Genomic DNA, 16,271 nt, shown 5'->3' on the forward strand with positions numbered 1-16,271 from the left:
AAGATTGCCTGCCAGAATTTTATTCGGTTGTCCTGGCATCAAACGCAGCCTGAGCAAGTGTCACGTCAGAACTGTACTCAATGGTCCAGTTAAATAGCGCCTGAAAGGGCGCTTCCAGAGTGCGTCCCAGGGGGGTAATGCTGTATTCAACTGCAATCTGAGACGATGGAATGACGCGACGGGCAATTATGCCGTTTCGTTCAAGACGGCGTAAGCATTGAGTCAGTGACTTCTGGGTAATTCCATCCATGCACCGCTTTATCTCGTTAAACCGCAATGGCTTGCTGCACAGAGCAAAAAGGATTGAGACAGACCACTTGTCAGTTATTTGATCCAGTAATAACCGACCTGAAGCCTTGTCCTCGCATGAATGACCGGAGGAATACTCCGGACTGTGCGCCTGCCTGTTGTCTGCTGACATACAGTTTACCTCCGTATACCTGGGTGAAAAAAGGTGCCTAATTGACACCAAGTATCTACAGTATACCATTTGAATTACCAATCATAAGGAGCAAATTATGTCAGTATCACTCAGTGAAAATGTTGCAAACAATCTTGCTATCGTCGATTCGCTTTACCGATATGCGGCAGGAATTGATCTCAAAGACCCGGAGTTAATTAAAGGGGTCTTTACTGAAGATGCGGTGTCTGACTTCCGCCCTGCGGGAGCTAAAGCGGGTTTTGAATATCCTGTCCTGGAGGGTAAAGAAACGATAGCTGATGCATTGCTGAATTCGCTTAAGCCGATTGTCACCACTCATTCAGTGACGAACCCACGTGTAACTATCGATGGAGATAAAGCATATCTGGAGGCGATTGTGGAAGCACAGCACCTGCCTGAATCCGATCCCTCACGCCACTATCTGATGAAAAATCGTTATGACGTTGAACTTTTAAAGCAACAAGACGGCTGGTTCATATGCCGGGTCACAGTTGATAATGTCTGGAGGACTGGTGACCCGACAGTGCTGGCAGGAGTGTAAGGTTTACCAGAACATTGGATAACCAGAATTTCTGAGATATGCAAATGTACTGAACTCTATATTGTATGTGCCTTATCTTAAAACAATGGTGGATGAAGGAGCATTAATTCATCCATCGTTAAAAGATAAGAAGGATGTTTCATATTCCAGGTTAATGACACCATCAGGGCCACTTCAATAGATTTTGATATCTATATAATCATTCTGATGTCCGCTTTTGGCACAAACCAGACCTACTGACGGACAGGTGATTATTTCCCTGAACCAGCTGTCAGCAGGTAATCTCTTTTACCCCCGGGGAGAGGGCTTTACGGGGCCTTATCTTGCTGCTGACACTTAGGGGGATATTCTTCAGTTATTTCAGCGAAACCAGGGAACTTAACAACCGTAGCTTGTATCAACGGCAGTCCGTTAAGGAACGATAGAGAAAGTTGTACAGACAATCTGTTGCAGAACCACTTTCTCCTGACTTCCGTAAGATACTCACTTCCAGATCGTTCAGTGGAGGCAGACCTTCATTGACGCCAATAATGCACAGGGATGGCGGTACACTGCACTTAGCCAGACCGGCCACTGCAAGCCCCGCCTGAACAACAGCTACAAGACCAAGCAAGCTGGCACTCGAATAAGCATTCCGGTATGTATAGCCGTTTTCAGATAGAGCACGAATGACATTGGTACGTGCAGCACTCCCGGGAGCAAATAGTGCTACCGGGACAGGATCACTTTTCCAGGCGACATGTGTTGGTGATGCAACCCAGACAAAAGGCTCTTTTCGTATCACTTCAACCGGTTGCTCCTCCACCCGGGTAACAATGGCCAGGTCAATTTTTCCATCCGCAATAGCTTTTGTAAGGGAAAGAGAGGGCTCACATATCAGTTCTACTGTCACCAGGGGATGTTCCGCCGAGAATTGTTCAAGCGCCGGAGGTAATAAAAAAGCGGCATAGTCATCAGGTACCCCCAGGCGAACACAGCCAGTTTCTTCTGGGCGTGTCACACTTGTCCAGGCCTCATCTGACAGTTTTAAAATTTGCCTGGCATGAACCAAGAAATCAGCACCAACGGAGTTGAGGGCAACAGCCTTTGTCCCTCGATGTAAAAGGCGCTTACCGATGGACTGCTCAAGACGTTTGATCTGCATACTCACAGCAGACTGGCTTCTCCCGATACGTTCGCCCGCACGGGAAAAACTGCCCGTTTCGACAACAGCAACAAAGGCACGCAGCAAATCAATATCTAAAAGGTTAGCCATAGTGCTATTAACATAACAAATAGAAGCCATCAAATCTATTCACTGGCTTAATTTAACCACAAAAAATATAGTTGCTTCATTGTTCGTTTTAGAGCCTGGGAAGGGATAGAAAAATGTCTGACAAACAGCTACCTGCGGTTAAACTTGCTGTCGGAATGGCGATGTTAGGAACGGTTGGTGCTTTTGCCGTGGAGTCCGGACTTTCGCCAGTATCGGTAGTGTTCTGGCGCTGCGTTTTTGGCACTCTCTTTCTTGGTTTATGGTGCATCATCAGGGGTTACCTGCCGGACAGGTCTCTTTCCCTTAAACGTCTTACTTATGCCTCACTCGCAGGGCTCTGTATGGTGCTTAGCTGGATAGCTTTTTTTGCCGGATTCACACTTACCTCAATAGCCACAACAACTATTGTCTACCACATACAACCTTTCTTTGTTGTACTGATTAGCGCGGTGTTTCTTAGGGAGCAGATCTCACTTAACCAGGTCCTATGGATAGCAGGAGCATTTACAGGTGTCATTTTGGCTAGTGGGCTTATCGCTCCCTTCAGTGTCATTAATATTCGCTGGGTTCTGGGAGTCGCGCTTACTCTGGTTGCCGCCTTGCTGTACGCGATATCAACAGTAGTGGGGAAAGGACTGGGACAGCAACGGCCCGAAATTACCACATTATGCCAGACGATAGTTGGAATTATTCTGCTAGCCCCTTTTACCGATTCGTTTCGTTCAGTTCCTCCTGAGTCGTGGGGGTGGTTAATTGGCATAGGTATACTGCACACCGGTGTCGCCTACGTCCTGATGTACTCGGCTTATCCAAAGTTAACCACCCCGGTAATTGGAGTGCTGACTTTTATCTACCCACTGGTTGCTATCATTGTAGACTGGGTGTTTTATGGCCATCAACCTGGGGTCATTCAGATGACAGGAATGATACTGATCGCACTATGCACACTTGGTGTAAAACTGGGCTGGTCTTTCCCAGTAGGGCTAAAACGGAAGATAAGTTTATAAGGCCATAGCGACAGATAATCTTCACAGGTTCAGCGTCCGCTCTTGGCACTAAGCTGACGGTCAGATCGAGCCTAGAGCGTAAAGGATATCAAATTAAGTAGAATCTAAAATAACTAACGCAAACAAATTATTGAGGATATCCCATCAGACTAGCAACTGACTTTTATCCACTCCTTTCCTCTGTCATCGTGATAATGGTCAGTCTGAGACTGCGTTTTGTGTCCTAAAAGTATCTGTGTGTTTACTCCTTGGGACTTATATAGCCTTTCAGCAAGCGAGCGTTGTTCATGAAACGTTGCTGGTGTTCCGTCCCCCCAATCAATATCAGTTTTATCTCTGGCTTTGCTAAAGTTGGTTGTGAGCGTATTTCCTGGCACTTTGGCTCCACGTTGGGCCATTGATGTCGAACGGAAGTAATGTACAAGATACTGACTGATGGCGTAATCTCGGCAGCGCGAAATAACCTCACGTAGGGACGTGTTTAAAGCATCGCATCGAAGAGAAAGAGGTAATGCTAACTTTGCACCCGTTTTCTCCTGCAAAACATGTAAGTGATCATCCCAGATATCGCTGAATTTCATTGCTGAAATATCACCCAGTCGCTGTCCTGTAACTACGGCCAATAGCATCGCATTGCCCATGTATCGATGTTGTTTATCAGCAATGTCGAAGATCTTCTGCCATTCCTCTAAATTCAAACGCTGCCTGGTAACCTTCCTGCGCGGTTGCTTTGTTGCGAGTGCGGGATTGTAGCCAGGCGGAACCTCACCAACATGCTGAGCCTCTTTAAATACATCGATCAGCACTGAGCGAACAACCTGGCCCATACGTGGCTGTCCGGCATCTGTGTACTCATCCAACAACGAAGCGATATCTCTGGCATCAACCGCGGGCAAGGCTTTCATTGCAAATTTTTGGCGTAGAAGCTCCACAGGCTTACGTTTTTGTTTAAACGTGTTTGGCTTGATATCACCGGTACTCAGTCGTTCCTCCTGTATTTTCCAATATCGGTCGAGCCAGGTACTGACAGTTATATCTTTACCCTTAATTTGCGCCACACGATCGCTAAGTGCCAAGATCTGCCGGCTACGTTGCTCCGCTAGTCGGCTATTGGCTTCGATCGCAATCTCACGAGCTTCCTGCTCATTGTCACCAAGAGCATGGTACTTCCCTGTAACCGGATGCCGGTATCGCCAGTAGACCTTATTGGCCTTACGGCTAAATAGCGGATACAGATTAGGAATATCAACATTGTTCTTACGTGGTCTAGCTGCCATCGTTCAATATCCTTTGGAGCTTCGGATTGTCATTGTGCTTAATGACCGGAGTAGTGAGTGAGCCAACTAGCTCAGCATCTTCTCGCACACGCCATAACTTGCCTTCTTTACGAGCGGGAGGGGCGAAGTGGCCCTCTTTTGCGCAACGCCGCAAGGTATTAAGAGAGGGCGGTTTGCTGCGGTATCGCTCCGCAGCCCATTCTTCTAACGTCAGCATCTGCAGCATTAGGCACCTACCTGTTGGCTATTCAGACGGTAGGCAATGGCCATCTGTTCTGCATCATTCATGGCATCATGCAGAGAATGGTGTTTAACAGTAGCAAAACATGGTTGATGGGTTTTAGGCAGATAACCCTTGGTGCCTTTGACCATCGCATCGATGTATGTACGAACATCGCGCTTACCGGCAAAATGCCATGGGCAGGTTAGGCCACAGATACGATAGGCATTTTCGAGTATCGAACCGTCAAAATCGGTACCGCGAAAGAATACACGGGCGCCAGGGTGCTGCTGTATCCATGCAGTAAGGTTAACCAGAGTTTGGCTCAAAGGTTCGCGATGGCCGGCAAGTGCCTCATGGGCATCTTCATTTTGTTTCAGCCACCACTGTTGCGTTTCGGCGCTGACAGTTCGGCCCTGCATTAACTGACCAAAGGTATCAACCAACCCATAAAATGCAGCCTTGGAATAGTCGGCCAGCTCAGGATTCCGAACCACCTCCATGATTGAGTCCTGCACGTCATCGACATCTTCGATATCAAATGCAAAACCACCGATAGATAAGATCACCGCTGACGCTTGAACGTCCATTGTTTCCGTGTCGATCGTGATAGTGTTGATCATCGTTAATTACCCCACACTGATTTTCGGCAAAGCGAAGCCCTGCCAGAATTGGCAACTTTTCGCAGATAGAAAATCGGGTTTTAAAAATGGAGGCCAGACACCCGCATAGCGCTGGCTCCCGGTTAATTACTCACACATCAGGTGGCGCACCGCGCCGGGGCTTTATACTGTGTAAAGGGATAAGGGGAACCCGAAACAGTACGCCACCTCATGTGTGAAAAAGTGCGGCTGACACCAACCCATGGAACAGCCGCAAAGACTACACACAGCATTACAGCCGGATATCCGCGCTCGCTTTCGCTACGGTGCCGCCGGCGCGGCGCAATGATGTGTGGTGTTGGGAGTTGAACCCAAGAGCGGGGAGGTAGCCCGCCCATCACCGGATACCACAACGGGAAGAGCACTGCATTTGACCACCTTACGCCGCGTTGCCCGTAACGTTGCCTTTGCGACCTAACTACCTTGCCGCCAGGGGAAGTTACACAGGTGCTGGCCATATATCCGGTGCAATGCTCTTACCGTTGTGCGCCCCGTAGGGCGCTTGGTAAATTCAACCGAACGCGACGACTTGGTAACATCCATATTTAATGTCATTGGTTGACAGGGCGCTCAAGTTGTAGCGGTTTGAGCAGTTGATGTCGGTACTTGATACCGGGCGACCTATATGGAATCGTCCGTAGCACTCTGCCTTATTGGTCGCTCCTGAAATCACCTTCCCGAAGATTGTCTTTGACACCGTTTAACCCTCTGCTGTGACCCTGGTAAGCGAATCATCCCGATCTTCGTGTGCCTCGGGCGGCTACTTCGTGGGCATCCTGCCTGTTCGCTGCTGATGGGTTAACTATCACCGCAAGTGATTTTAATGTCAACTCCGCAGGTGATAATATTTTATCACGAACGGTGATTTTATTGATTTATAAATGATTTTAAATTTGCCCAAGTGAACCTTGGGCATAGGGATTTAAGCTGTGGGGGTGTGTCGAGGGAGGTCGTCGTTATCAATATATCGTGTTGCTTTCACAATCGCTGAGACAAAATGCATTTTTTCTACTTCTGTTGCAGACAGCGTAATCGGGCGGTGTTCGCTGTTCACACTTGTAAACTGATAGTCACCATCCCTCGTTTTGTTCATGATTTTAATCATGTTATGCCCATCTTTTGTTCGTACAAACACTTCATCACCAGGGTGAATTAAGGTATTTGGTTCGATCACAACATACTCACCAGATTGGATGCGCGGCCACATACTGTCGCCTTTCACCTTCAATCCATACGCATCTCTATCTGCGCTATATATACGGAGCCATCCAGCCCGGAACTCTATCATGTCCACTGAGCCATCTACTCCAAGAACAGCTTCACCAACAACAGGGACCAATCCATCACGGACGTTCCCCGCATATTCCAATTCGTTCGGCCCAATAGCCTGGGCTAGTTCAGAGATCTCAATTGCAAGGGATGGGCTGAAATCCTGAACGTTCACCTGTAAAGCTTTAGCAAAAGCAGCTGCATTACTCACATTTAATGGATTTACACCCTTAAAAAATGCGTTCACTGCAGATTGTCCCATCCCCAGGGCATGACCAAGGGACTCTTGTGAATAGCCCAGAGCCTTTTTCTTTGCCTCAAAGATAGCCTTCAACCGGCGTGCATCTTCAAGCTGTTCTTCAGATAGCGGTTTCTTTTTCATATCCCAAATTTATCACCGCAAGGAATATCAACCTAACACCTGCGGAGTTGACAGTGCAATCACTAGCGGTGATACTTTATGAATCCATTATCAAAGGAGAGCACGATGAAGCGTATCCCACTTTCAGATTACGTTTCAGAGCATGGGCAGACCAAAACAGCAACTGATCTTGGCATGTATCAGAGCGCTGTCAGTAAGGCTCTGAAATCAAACCGAACCATAACTGTATTGGTTTACGACGACGGGACGGTTAAAGCGGAAGAGAACCGGCCGTTCCCAAGTAACAAAACCACTGACTCCATTAGGTCTGAGCAAGCAAATACTAACCATATCGCCGGTTAACCAAAACCACAGAAGCGGAGAAACCTTGTGGACAACAAAGACTTTCCTACACAGGACGACATCAGCGAAGCGATTCACAAGCTGATCACGTTGTTCCCTGGCAAATACACGGCGATGGCCAAAGAGTTGGATCCGGTAGCAGGAACAGAAAACGCACTGCGTAACCGTGTCCGCCAGGTATCGGGGCAGGTGGTTCCGCTGGGCATGGCTGCTGAAATGGAGTCGATCTCAGGACGAAGCGACATCACCGAGGCCATGTGCAAGCGTGCTGGTGGAGTGTTCGTGAAGCTTCCGGAAATTGAACAGGTGGACAACGAAGAGTTGCTGATCAAGTTCAACGAACTGATGTCAGCGCTAGGCCTGTTCGCCAAGGCACATAACGAGTTCACAGCTGATGGGGTACTCGACAACCACGAGAGCAAAAAACTGAAAGCTAAGGGTTACCGGATCCAATCGCTGGTGGCGGAGATATACGCCGTGACGGTGATGATGTTTGGAGAGGGTGACGCCCAGGATATGCGGTCCCGGGCGTCGAGTGCATCAATTAAACGTGTGGAGTAATTAACGCATGAACAGTGTACGCAATTTAGCGGGTATCCCGCAACTTCGTTGCCGTGCTGTAGCTGGTGGGCGTTCGCCGGCAGCGTTTTCGTATGAGCTCAATGTACAGGGCCGTTGGTTTGCTATCAACCACAGCTATGCGGCATGGGTTGTGGGTAACGGCCGGTTTCTTGCGGGTGGCCATCATGGATAACGAGATCATCGTGCCATTTGAAATGGCATGCCGTGACAGTCACGGCGTAGTAGTTCGAGTTACTGGCATCGATACAGTAAATCATCGTGTCATTTTCCGTCGTCCTGGCTACCCGCATGACTGCGCATACCCGCGCCGTGATTTCGGCACAAAGTTCAAGAAGGTGCAGGCATGAGTATGAACCTGATGGCTCAAGCAATGAGCATTAAGGTTGGCAATCCCCTGCGTAAGCTGGTGCTGATTAAGATGGCAGATAACGCTAATGACGAAGGCGAATGCTGGCCGTCATATCAACACATTGCTGACCACTGCGAGTGCAGCAGAAGCGCTGTGAAGGCGCACATCACTGCATTGATAAACATGGGGTTACTCTCCAAAGAGAACCGTCTTGGATCAAATAATGGTAAGGGCAATACGTCCAATATTTACCGGATAACGCTTGGCACCCCTGTGCCATCAAAAAGCATAGCCCCTAGGGCGTCAAAAAACACACCCCCTGTGCCGTCAAAAAACACAGGTGGGGCATCAGAAAGCACAGCCCCTGTGTCACCTGCTGGCACCCCCTGTGCCACCTCCTGCCCCCAGAACCAGTCATTAGAACCTAAAGACAAAAAACCTTCTTGTCAGGACGCTTCGCAACCTGACGAAAAGACTTTGTCGCCTGAGGAGAAGTTTCTCGCTGCTCACCCAGAGGCTGTTGTGTGGGATGCCAAAAAACGGCAGTGGGGTAGCGAGGACGATCTTAAATGCGCTGAATGGATTTGGGGGCGGATTATCGGCATGTACGAGCAGGCCGCTGAATACGACGGCGAGGTAAGCCGTCCTAAGGAGCCTAATTGGGTGGTGTGGTCAAACGAGGTTCGCCTGATGTGCGCTCAAGACGGCAAGAGCCATAAACAAATCTGCCAGCTGTTTGGCCGCGCAAACCGAGACAAGTTCTGGTGCCGGAACGTGCTCAGCCCGTCAAAACTTCGTGAGCGTTGGGATGACCTGGTAATCAAGCTGGCGCCAGCCGTGGCAGCGGCGTCGGAAGAGTGGAACACCGCAGAAGCTTGGAGTGAAACGCTATGAACAAACTCATGCAAGCAGTCCAGAGCCGCGACGCCGGCACATTGGCGCGGATGATGCCAAGTGAACCGGCACAGCGCGTAGTGAACAACAACGCTGAGAAGCTTGTAGATCTGCTCTTCAAAAACCTGATGCAGATCTTCCCGGCGGCACGTAACACCGCGCTGAGCACTCCGGAGGATATCGCGGCAGCAAAGCGGCAATGGATCTTGGCTTTCGCTGAAAACGGAATAACAACCGCCGACCAGCTGCGTGCAGGCATGCGCATGGCTCGCCAGCAGGAGAGTGACTTTTGGCCGAGCTGCGGCAAGTTTATCGGCTGGTGCAAAGCCGGCGCTGCTGAATTCGCAGGTCTGCCGTCGCTGGATGAAGCGGTGACCGAGTTCGACAAGTATGCCGCTACGCGCTCGCAGTACCCGTCTGCCGAGGAATTCCCGTGGTCGCATCCGGCGATGTACTGGATCGTGATTGACGTCCGCCGGGCGATGCATCGCTACAACCACACCGAGGCCGAAACCCGGCGCGCTATTCAGAACCAGCTGAACGGCTGGGCTAAGCGTTTAGCGAAAGGTGAACCGGTACCGACGCCGGCAGCACAAATCGCCGCACCAAAAACGCCAACGGGGCCAACCCCGGCACAGTTGCTGCTGGCAGAGTACGAGCGTCGCAAGAAAGAGGGCTGGCTATGAAAAAGTTATCGATCCCGGTGGATGTATTCGAGAGCGAGCGAATCAACAGCGGTATTCGCCGGCTAACTCTTGCGGGCGTACTCAAGGATAACCCAGAAAGTCAGATGTGCCGTGTCCGGAATGCTGCTGCCGGTGCTAAGTGGCATACCCTGCGCGACCTTGAATTGCTGGTGCTGCAAATGTACGGCATTTACGACACGCAGGCGGCTATTAGTGCCAGGCTGCGAGAGTTCAGCAAGCCATATCAAGGACTCGTAAAAGAACGTCGTATGGAGAAAAGCGAGTCAGGGAAATGGGTTTATTTTTATCGGCTGGTGGCTGTAGAGGAGCAGGCTGCATGACGTATTCACTGATTTATGCAGATCCGCCGTGGACGTACAAAGACAAATGCGCAGACGGAAAGCGCGGAGCCGGTTTTAAATATCCAACGATGACTGTTGCCGACATCTGCCGTTTACCAGTGTGGGATTTAGCCGCTGATTCTTGCTTGCTGGCAATGTGGTGGGTACCGACGCAACCGGTCGAAGCGCTGAAAGTCATGGAAGCGTGGGGTTTCCGTTTGATGACTATGAAGGGCTTCACCTGGCACAAGACGAACAAGCACAAGGGTAACAACGCGCTGGGCATGGGTTGGATGACCCGCGCCAACAGCGAAGATTGCCTGTTTGCGGTTAAGGGTAAGCTACCGCCGCGCCTGGATGCATCGATCTGCCAGCACGTCACGGCACCACGTATGGAACATAGCGCCAAGCCTGAAGCGTTCCGCGATAAGTTGGTGCAATTGCTTGGTGATGTGCCACGTATCGAGCTATTCGCCCGTCAGCAGTCAGAAGGTTGGGATAGCTGGGGTAATCAGTGCGATCAGTCGGTGGTATTGGTACCGGGAAAAGCCGAGGTGGCGTCATGAAATTAACATTGCCATTCCCGCCAAGCGTTAACGGCTACTGGAGAGCGCCTAACAAGGGATCTCTCAAAGGCCGGCACTTGGTTAGCGATAGGGGGAGAAAATTCAACAGCGAGGCGCTGGCGAGCATTCTGGATCAGCTAAACCGCAGGCCGCGATCGTTAACTGGAGATCTAGCCGTTTCAGTGGTGTTTTATCCACCGACGCGGGCTCGTAGAGATCTGGATAACTACTTCAAGGCGTTGTTTGATGCGATGACCCGGGCGGGAGTTTGGCTCGATGACAGCCAGATAAAAAAGTTGGCTGCAGAGTGGGGGCCAGTCACCAAGGGTGGCAAGGTTGAACTGATGATCCGTGAGGTGGGGGCATGAGGGCATTGCTCAAATCATTCACTGTTCCGGAGCTAGGCCAGATCATCCTGCGCCCTGGCAAAGAACTGCTGCCTCACCTGACTGGACGGCTGCTAGTTTGTCGTGAGCCGAGCGAGTTTGCAGCGTTGCCATCTGGTGTACTACCGGCGCTGGGGCAAGAACTGGCGAATGATCCACGGTTTACACCGTTCTATCAGAATAAGCGTGTGCTCAACGCCGCTGGTGGTATCAGTTCATTGGAATACTGGGTATCGCTTAAGCGCGGGTGTCAGGTCGATGGTGATCATACCCGACACATGACGACGCTACGCTATGACAACAGCGCAATCAGGCTATGTGAGGGATGCGACAACCGGCTGCGCGGGCAAGCTATCGAGAAAATGCAGATTGTGGCTGACGCCAACAGGGCGGCATACATTCTCGAAACAGTGCGCTCGTACTTCATGTTTGACGGTGGGCATCAAGTGACCTTGCCTGAGCTGTGCTGGTGGTCCGTGATGCATGGCGTTGCCGACGTTCTGCCTGATGACGTTTGCTCAGCGTCTCTTCGGCTGCCACCAGCGACGATCCACACTGGCGGCCGGAAAGAGGCGGAGATAACGCACACGCCAGCGGCGCACCAGGTTGTTGCGGAAAAGGTGAGGAAAGCGGCAAAGACGTTGGTTATCGACCCAGCGCCGCCAAAGTCATTTTTTAAATTGCCCAAGCGTGAGCGTTGGGAAAGTAAATCATATCTGAAGTGGGTTAAGTCGCAGCCGTGCGCGGCATGCGGTGGAACAGCTGACGATCCCCATCACATCATAGGGCATGGGCAGGGCGGTATGGCGACCAAGGCTCATGACCTGCTAACTATCCCGCTGTGCAGAAAGCATCACGATGATTTGCATCGTGACATGTCACGATTTGAAGAGGAATACGGAAGCCAAGTTGATTTGTGGTTCAAGTTTATGGACTGGTCGCTGTCGGTCGGTTCAATTAAATAACGTGTGGAAAGTAGGCGAGCTGGCATGCGGGCCAGACGCTTGGAGATTAAAGCATGAGAGATATCCAGTTAATTTTAGAGCGTTGGGGACAGTGGGCAAAGGACAATAGCGGCGTGGACTACTCTCCCATCGCAGCGGGGTTTAAGGGGCTTCTACCCGACACGAGCAGAGGCAAGCCCTCTTGCTGCGATAACGATGGACTGATTGTAGATGGGGCTGTAGGAAGATTGAAAAAGGTACGAGACGAAAAAGAACTGGGAGTGATTATGTTGCATTACCGATATGGTGTGTCCAAGTCGGCAATAGCACGCCGCTGGAAGGTTTCCGAGGGTAGTGTGAGGCAAAAGCTCATGATGGCTGAAAGCTTCATTGAAGGATGTTTGGCTATGACGGGAGCAACATTGGAAATGGATGCCTGGACACACAGAGTAAAAATTTCAGCCGTAGCGTAAAATTCTGCTTTTCGTTACGAATTGTACTGTCTATTGTGATAAGAGTGGTTACGCAGTCACGTAGCTTATCAGCTTAAAGAACCTCGCTCCGGCGGGGTTTTTTCGTTTTCAGCCCCAGCCAACATCCGACACACACCTGGCACACCCCGTATCGCCGACTCGTTTACGGCTGGTGGATGAATTTTATCGCAGTAGTAAAAAAAGCCCCAAAGGGGGCTACTTTTCTATGGGAGGAGGGAGTGGATAGTCAAAGGCGAACCAATAAGGAGCACGTACAAAACGACGGTACCTAACGCAATACTTGTTGCTAACTCATGCTTCATACTGACTTCCCCTGCTGAAAAAATGAACTGGTACCGACAATCTCCAATGAAGCCCGAAAACGCCTAAACTCGGTTTCATCTGTTGCTTTTTCCATCTCGTTTACTATCTGAGATAGGATATTTGCTGTGTTAATAGCCTTTTGCTTGCTGAGCAACGTGATAACACAGTGCCCTATAGCACTCTTAATGCTTTCGAGTTGCTGCGCCTCTTCATCTGTGAGGCTAGTGATACTCATCGCGCCTCCAAGGATGTTAAAGGGGATCTTCTAAGGGACACGAACCCTCAGTGACAATTTCAACTTAGGACTATTCTTAAGGATGGGCAAGTCATTGAGGGGGGAGAGGGCTTTATTTGGGATAAACTTCATAAAAAAATCCCGCTCAAGGCGGGATGAATGATGCTACATGAGTCCGTTCTATATTAACGATTCGAGGCTTTTTCTCTCATTGAATGGCGACAGTAGCGTATCCGCTGAGGTTGGGCAATATGATCGATGAGGAATGTTAGAATATTCTCCCACCTAAGAAAAATCCGAGTAAAATTCGAAGTTTTGTTGTTTTTTTGGTCAATGTCATGGGGTGACTTAGGTATGCAATACGTGGTTGAATAGCGTGGTGATAAGAAAGATAAAAAACATACCGAAGGGCGTACTTGTTTTGATATTAATTATCAAATCCCCCCGGATTTTATGAGTGCGTCCTTCGATATGAAGTTACTTTTAAAGTAAAAGTACATCACGGAAAGTGCTCTGTGATGAACCATCGTCCAGCACAATCCCAACAAAGTCCCGGCCTACAGCTGGGGCTTTTTCGTATTAGCCTCCTTGCCCAAACAGTCAACCACTACCATACATCCTGTCTCTGAGTGACTACGGCGGGAGGCTAAGCCATTTCGATCACCCGGTACCGGGACAAAACCCCGGAAGGGGGAGGTATGAGAATGGATAAGTACAGCTCCCAATTATCGTATTGGGTTGCATCAATTTTGACAGCTGCGGGCGCCATGACACTACAGGACTGGGCGGTGTTAGTAGGTATTCTGGTCGCTATATTCACAGCAGGCGTTAATTGGTATTACAAGCGCAAGCTCGTTAACAAATTGACAGCTGTTGGATACGACAAAGAGCGAGCCAAGGCCGCATACAGAGCGATGAGTGAATGATGGGTACTAAATCAAAACTCAGCGCTGCTATGCTGGCATTAATCGCTGCCGGAGCAACAGCGCCGGTAATGATGGCTCAGTTCCAGGCCGAAAAGGAAGGGCAACGGCTGGTGGCCTATCAAGATGGTGTAGGTATCTGGACGATCTGTGGTGGCGTGACCGCTGTCGAAGGTAAAAAGGTCACTAAAGGGATGCGGTTGACTGCTGAACAGTGCAAACGGATTGATGCGATTGAGCAGAAAAAGGCGCTCGACTGGGTAGACCGCAACGTCAAGGTGCCGCTGACCGAACCGCAGAAGGTCGGAATTGCATCATTTTGCCCGTGGAATATTGGCCCCGGCAAATGCTTCACATCTACGTTCTACAAAAAACTGAACGCTGGTGACCGCTTCGGTGCATGCCGGGAAATCCGACGTTGGATCTACGACGGCGGCCGCGATTGCCGGACCCGTGCAAATAACTGCTTCGGTCAAGTGCTACGGCGAGATCAAGAATCTGAGCTTTCTTGTTGGGGATTGGATAAATGAACCGCTACTGGATATTGACCAGCATCTTTGTTGCCTGTCTCGCTGGCGGCCTTATCTGGAGTGCCAACCACTACCATGGCAAATACAAGGCGGCACAGCAGCTGGTGGATGAACAGAAAAAGACTCTGGCGCAGCAAACCGGGGTGATTACCACATTGCGCGCGGATGACGCCCGTAATCGCGCATTGATGGCAGAACAGCAACGCAGAGAGCAGCAATTACGCCATCAGGCTGACATCAATCAAAGGAAATTACGCGATGCGCTTAAAAACGATGAATGCGCTAATCGCGCTATGCCTAACGCTGCTCTTAAGCTCCTGCTCCCGGACACAAAATCCGGCTCCGTATCAGGTGGTGCTGTTACCCCCTGAGTCCGTATTCATCCCATGTGAGAAACCGCAGCTACAGGGCACCACCTGGGGCGATGCACTGAGCTACGCGCTGGCATTACAAACAGCTTTATCAATCTGCGCTGGACAGGTGGCAACGCTCAAGGATTGGAGGAAGGGATTGTAGGTGCAAAAATTGCAAGGTTATTTGGTTTTTAAGAAAATAATCATTACACATTAAGATAAACCATGTTTTTTGTATGTATATGCGTCGAGAGATGGAAGTTAAGATGTGTATAGTTGTCATTTAAGTCATTATGTTATTATTAGGTTTAGTGAGGTATTTCTATTGGCCTTGTTATATTTATTGATGAACTTAATTGATACTGGATTATATTATGTTAAGTGTGAATAAAACAGTTAAGTTAAAATCCGAATTGTTATTTAATATATGCCTGTATGTTATGGTTGCTCAGGTGTTGATTGACTTTGTTTCATTTTTTTATTTGTTTTTCTTTCCGCATCATTACCTTAATAAGTATGAGTTGATTTTTTACTTAATTTCTGGTTTGTTTCTATTTGTTGGGGTGGTGTATAAAAATATATACATAGCAATGGCGTATGTGATATTTAGGTTTGTGTTTTTTTGCATCTTAACCAACAAAACAGATTACTTTTTAAGTCATTTCGGAATTTTTATGCAGTTCTTTTACCAAGTTGTTGGTATGCTTTGTGTAATTGCAATATGTAATATTAACAAAGGAATTATGTTTATTAATGTAAAGTCGTCCTGTATTGTTTTTTTATGCTCGCTATCATTGATTATGTCGTTTATATCAAGTTATTAGCTATGAAGGTATGTGATGTTAACGATAATTTCTAAAGCGTAATTTATGAAAGGTAAGCAAGCTCCTTCATTACGGCTCGGACCTAGAGGTTGACGGAACAGAAAAAATCAAAGGACATTTAACCTCGACCCGCTACGGCGGGTTTTTTTATGTGCTAATCATCAACTTGTATCACCACCGCCCAAAAAGGAGAGCTGATGTTCAAATATGAATTAGGGCAGACAGCCATAACGACCACTGGCGAGACGTGCACTATTCTGGGGCGAGCCGAGTACACCACCGAGCCGAACATGTACCTGATGAGCTGGCCTTCGGATAACGGTTCAACGGCGGAGATCTGGTTCAAAGAGGACGAGTTAACCCCAGTTGCATCGATGCCTGAGCCTTCCTCATAGGCAGCAATACAGATGGCTCTTGTGAGAACCATCGATAATGCACCACATCCAATCTGCCTATATTTCAAA

General features: G+C 49.1%; 24 protein-coding genes. 17 read left to right on the top strand and 7 right to left on the bottom strand.

Annotation, left to right across the window (positions count from 1 at the left end; all coding sequences use genetic code 11):
- Positions 1–19: 19 nt before the first annotated feature.
- On the bottom strand, positions 20–421 hold the full coding sequence (locus tag ACCC84_RS03065) for a winged helix-turn-helix transcriptional regulator (RefSeq protein WP_258167297.1): 402 nt from the start codon (positions 419–421) through the stop codon (positions 20–22).
- A 97-nt stretch (positions 422–518) separates the two neighbouring features.
- Here ACCC84_RS03065 and ACCC84_RS03070 point away from each other — a divergent pair, with 97 nt between their 5' ends.
- Positions 519–983 carry a nuclear transport factor 2 family protein gene (locus ACCC84_RS03070; RefSeq protein ID WP_371901520.1) on the top strand — a complete coding sequence of 155 codons (465 nt, stop codon included), beginning with the start codon at positions 519–521 and terminating at the stop codon, positions 981–983.
- A gap of 397 nt (positions 984–1,380) precedes the next feature.
- Here the strand turns inward: ACCC84_RS03070 and ACCC84_RS03075 are convergent, their stop codons facing one another.
- The gene (locus ACCC84_RS03075; RefSeq protein ID WP_371901659.1) at positions 1,381–2,268 is read right to left on the bottom strand and encodes a LysR substrate-binding domain-containing protein; all 888 of its coding nucleotides are present in this window, start codon (positions 2,266–2,268) and stop codon (positions 1,381–1,383) included.
- Positions 2,269–2,351: 83 nt separating this feature from the next.
- Here ACCC84_RS03075 and ACCC84_RS03080 point away from each other — a divergent pair, with 83 nt between their 5' ends.
- Positions 2,352–3,245 (top strand): DMT family transporter, encoded by an 894-nt coding sequence (locus ACCC84_RS03080; RefSeq protein ID WP_371901521.1) that lies wholly within the window; start codon positions 2,352–2,354, stop codon positions 3,243–3,245.
- 149 nt (positions 3,246–3,394) lie between these two features.
- Here the strand turns inward: ACCC84_RS03080 and ACCC84_RS03085 are convergent, their stop codons facing one another.
- From ACCC84_RS03085 to ACCC84_RS03100, 4 genes are all read right to left on the bottom strand, one after another.
- Positions 3,395–4,522, bottom strand: a complete 1,128-nt coding sequence (locus ACCC84_RS03085) for a site-specific integrase (RefSeq protein ID WP_371901522.1) — start codon at positions 4,520–4,522, stop codon at positions 3,395–3,397.
- A complete protein-coding gene (locus tag ACCC84_RS03090; RefSeq protein ID WP_371901523.1) occupies positions 4,512–4,748 on the bottom strand; it encodes an excisionase in 237 nt (78 codons plus the stop codon). Before ACCC84_RS03090 ends, ACCC84_RS03085 begins: the two co-directional genes overlap by 11 nt.
- Entirely contained in the window at positions 4,748–5,365 is a 618-nt protein-coding gene (locus ACCC84_RS03095) for a 3'-5' exonuclease (protein ID WP_371901524.1), read from the bottom strand. The genes ACCC84_RS03090 and ACCC84_RS03095 overlap by 1 nt, the downstream gene beginning before the upstream one ends.
- 961 nt (positions 5,366–6,326) lie before the next feature.
- Positions 6,327–7,055 (bottom strand): LexA family transcriptional regulator, encoded by a 729-nt coding sequence (locus tag ACCC84_RS03100; protein WP_371901525.1) that lies wholly within the window; start codon positions 7,053–7,055, stop codon positions 6,327–6,329.
- Between the two features lie 105 nt (positions 7,056–7,160).
- On the opposite strand from ACCC84_RS03100, the gene ACCC84_RS03105 reads away from it, so the two are divergent.
- From ACCC84_RS03105 to ACCC84_RS03150, 10 genes are all read left to right on the top strand, one after another.
- On the top strand, positions 7,161–7,397 hold the full coding sequence (locus ACCC84_RS03105; RefSeq protein WP_371901526.1) for a Cro/CI family transcriptional regulator: 237 nt from the start codon (positions 7,161–7,163) through the stop codon (positions 7,395–7,397).
- 27 nt (positions 7,398–7,424) lie between these two features.
- Entirely contained in the window at positions 7,425–7,958 is a 534-nt protein-coding gene (locus ACCC84_RS03110) for a YmfL family putative regulatory protein (protein WP_371901527.1), read from the top strand.
- A gap of 185 nt (positions 7,959–8,143) precedes the next feature.
- Complete coding sequence (locus ACCC84_RS03115) at positions 8,144–8,326, top strand: DUF4222 domain-containing protein (protein ID WP_071586621.1); 183 nt, start codon at positions 8,144–8,146, stop codon at positions 8,324–8,326.
- Positions 8,323–9,222, top strand: a complete 900-nt coding sequence (locus ACCC84_RS03120) for a helix-turn-helix domain-containing protein (RefSeq protein ID WP_004954241.1) — start codon at positions 8,323–8,325, stop codon at positions 9,220–9,222. Before ACCC84_RS03115 ends, ACCC84_RS03120 begins: the two co-directional genes overlap by 4 nt.
- The gene (locus ACCC84_RS03125; RefSeq protein WP_004954240.1) at positions 9,219–9,908 is read left to right on the top strand and encodes a replication protein P; all 690 of its coding nucleotides are present in this window, start codon (positions 9,219–9,221) and stop codon (positions 9,906–9,908) included. The genes ACCC84_RS03120 and ACCC84_RS03125 overlap by 4 nt, the downstream gene beginning before the upstream one ends.
- Positions 9,905–10,249 (top strand): hypothetical protein, encoded by a 345-nt coding sequence (locus ACCC84_RS03130; protein ID WP_004954237.1) that lies wholly within the window; start codon positions 9,905–9,907, stop codon positions 10,247–10,249. The genes ACCC84_RS03125 and ACCC84_RS03130 overlap by 4 nt, the downstream gene beginning before the upstream one ends.
- Complete coding sequence (locus ACCC84_RS03135; RefSeq protein ID WP_004954234.1) at positions 10,246–10,815, top strand: MT-A70 family methyltransferase; 570 nt, start codon at positions 10,246–10,248, stop codon at positions 10,813–10,815. Before ACCC84_RS03130 ends, ACCC84_RS03135 begins: the two co-directional genes overlap by 4 nt.
- Entirely contained in the window at positions 10,812–11,183 is a 372-nt protein-coding gene (locus ACCC84_RS03140) for a RusA family crossover junction endodeoxyribonuclease (protein WP_371901528.1), read from the top strand. Before ACCC84_RS03135 ends, ACCC84_RS03140 begins: the two co-directional genes overlap by 4 nt.
- Complete coding sequence (locus ACCC84_RS03145; protein ID WP_371901529.1) at positions 11,180–12,166, top strand: DUF968 domain-containing protein; 987 nt, start codon at positions 11,180–11,182, stop codon at positions 12,164–12,166. Before ACCC84_RS03140 ends, ACCC84_RS03145 begins: the two co-directional genes overlap by 4 nt.
- Positions 12,167–12,219: 53 nt before the next feature.
- The gene (locus ACCC84_RS03150; protein WP_371901530.1) at positions 12,220–12,618 is read left to right on the top strand and encodes an antiterminator Q family protein; all 399 of its coding nucleotides are present in this window, start codon (positions 12,220–12,222) and stop codon (positions 12,616–12,618) included.
- 319 nt (positions 12,619–12,937) lie between these two features.
- On the opposite strand, the gene ACCC84_RS03155 is transcribed toward ACCC84_RS03150, so the two are convergent.
- A complete protein-coding gene (locus tag ACCC84_RS03155; RefSeq protein WP_371901531.1) occupies positions 12,938–13,177 on the bottom strand; it encodes a hypothetical protein in 240 nt (79 codons plus the stop codon).
- Between the two features lie 704 nt (positions 13,178–13,881).
- Here ACCC84_RS03155 and ACCC84_RS03160 point away from each other — a divergent pair.
- The 5 genes from ACCC84_RS03160 (at position 13,882) to ACCC84_RS03175 (ending at position 16,202) form a co-directional block, all read left to right on the top strand.
- Complete coding sequence (locus tag ACCC84_RS03160) at positions 13,882–14,103, top strand: HP1 family phage holin (RefSeq protein WP_371901532.1); 222 nt, start codon at positions 13,882–13,884, stop codon at positions 14,101–14,103.
- Positions 14,100–14,630, top strand: coding sequence for a lysozyme (locus ACCC84_RS03165; protein ID WP_371901533.1), 531 nt, complete (start codon positions 14,100–14,102; stop codon positions 14,628–14,630). Before ACCC84_RS03160 ends, ACCC84_RS03165 begins: the two co-directional genes overlap by 4 nt.
- Positions 14,627–15,001 carry a DUF2570 family protein gene (locus ACCC84_RS03170; protein WP_371901534.1) on the top strand — a complete coding sequence of 125 codons (375 nt, stop codon included), beginning with the start codon at positions 14,627–14,629 and terminating at the stop codon, positions 14,999–15,001. Before ACCC84_RS03165 ends, ACCC84_RS03170 begins: the two co-directional genes overlap by 4 nt.
- Entirely contained in the window at positions 14,904–15,146 is a 243-nt protein-coding gene (lysC, locus tag ACCC84_RS23750; RefSeq protein WP_430299031.1) for an Rz1-like lysis system protein LysC, read from the top strand. Before ACCC84_RS03170 ends, lysC begins: the two co-directional genes overlap by 98 nt.
- An 858-nt stretch (positions 15,147–16,004) precedes the next feature.
- A complete protein-coding gene (locus ACCC84_RS03175) occupies positions 16,005–16,202 on the top strand; it encodes a hypothetical protein (RefSeq protein WP_371901535.1) in 198 nt (65 codons plus the stop codon).
- Positions 16,203–16,271: the final 69 nt, after the last annotated feature.

This window comes from Serratia odorifera (assembly GCF_041448735.1).
Classification (GTDB): Bacteria; Pseudomonadota; Gammaproteobacteria; order Enterobacterales; family Enterobacteriaceae; genus Serratia_F; species Serratia_F odorifera.

Bases quoted from the DNA above. Each gene is read 5' to 3' on its own strand.
- ACCC84_RS03165 (WP_371901533.1), top strand. From the start codon at position 14,100: ATGATGGGTACTAAATCAAAACTCAGCGCTGCTATGCTGGCATTAATC.
- ACCC84_RS03120 (WP_004954241.1), top strand. From the start codon at position 8,323: ATGAGTATGAACCTGATGGCTCAAGCAATGAGCATTAAGGTTGGCAAT.
- ACCC84_RS03135 (WP_004954234.1), top strand. From the start codon at position 10,246: ATGACGTATTCACTGATTTATGCAGATCCGCCGTGGACGTACAAAGAC.
- ACCC84_RS03080 (WP_371901521.1), top strand. From the start codon at position 2,352: ATGTCTGACAAACAGCTACCTGCGGTTAAACTTGCTGTCGGAATGGCG.
- ACCC84_RS03115 (WP_071586621.1), top strand. From the start codon at position 8,144: ATGGATAACGAGATCATCGTGCCATTTGAAATGGCATGCCGTGACAGT.
- ACCC84_RS03160 (WP_371901532.1), top strand. From the start codon at position 13,882: ATGGATAAGTACAGCTCCCAATTATCGTATTGGGTTGCATCAATTTTG.
- ACCC84_RS03085 (WP_371901522.1), bottom strand. From the start codon at position 4,522: ATGGCAGCTAGACCACGTAAGAACAATGTTGATATTCCTAATCTGTAT.
- ACCC84_RS03070 (WP_371901520.1), top strand. From the start codon at position 519: ATGTCAGTATCACTCAGTGAAAATGTTGCAAACAATCTTGCTATCGTC.
- ACCC84_RS03170 (WP_371901534.1), top strand. From the start codon at position 14,627: ATGAACCGCTACTGGATATTGACCAGCATCTTTGTTGCCTGTCTCGCT.
- ACCC84_RS03065 (WP_258167297.1), bottom strand. From the start codon at position 421: ATGTCAGCAGACAACAGGCAGGCGCACAGTCCGGAGTATTCCTCCGGT.
- ACCC84_RS03090 (WP_371901523.1), bottom strand. From the start codon at position 4,748: ATGCTGCAGATGCTGACGTTAGAAGAATGGGCTGCGGAGCGATACCGC.
- ACCC84_RS03095 (WP_371901524.1), bottom strand. From the start codon at position 5,365: ATGATCAACACTATCACGATCGACACGGAAACAATGGACGTTCAAGCG.
- ACCC84_RS03125 (WP_004954240.1), top strand. From the start codon at position 9,219: ATGAACAAACTCATGCAAGCAGTCCAGAGCCGCGACGCCGGCACATTG.
- ACCC84_RS03100 (WP_371901525.1), bottom strand. From the start codon at position 7,055: ATGAAAAAGAAACCGCTATCTGAAGAACAGCTTGAAGATGCACGCCGG.
- ACCC84_RS03155 (WP_371901531.1), bottom strand. From the start codon at position 13,177: ATGAGTATCACTAGCCTCACAGATGAAGAGGCGCAGCAACTCGAAAGC.
- lysC (WP_430299031.1), top strand. From the start codon at position 14,904: ATGAATGCGCTAATCGCGCTATGCCTAACGCTGCTCTTAAGCTCCTGC.
- ACCC84_RS03105 (WP_371901526.1), top strand. From the start codon at position 7,161: ATGAAGCGTATCCCACTTTCAGATTACGTTTCAGAGCATGGGCAGACC.
- ACCC84_RS03075 (WP_371901659.1), bottom strand. From the start codon at position 2,268: ATGGCTTCTATTTGTTATGTTAATAGCACTATGGCTAACCTTTTAGAT.
- ACCC84_RS03130 (WP_004954237.1), top strand. From the start codon at position 9,905: ATGAAAAAGTTATCGATCCCGGTGGATGTATTCGAGAGCGAGCGAATC.
- ACCC84_RS03175 (WP_371901535.1), top strand. From the start codon at position 16,005: ATGTTCAAATATGAATTAGGGCAGACAGCCATAACGACCACTGGCGAG.
- ACCC84_RS03140 (WP_371901528.1), top strand. From the start codon at position 10,812: ATGAAATTAACATTGCCATTCCCGCCAAGCGTTAACGGCTACTGGAGA.
- ACCC84_RS03150 (WP_371901530.1), top strand. From the start codon at position 12,220: ATGAGAGATATCCAGTTAATTTTAGAGCGTTGGGGACAGTGGGCAAAG.
- ACCC84_RS03145 (WP_371901529.1), top strand. From the start codon at position 11,180: ATGAGGGCATTGCTCAAATCATTCACTGTTCCGGAGCTAGGCCAGATC.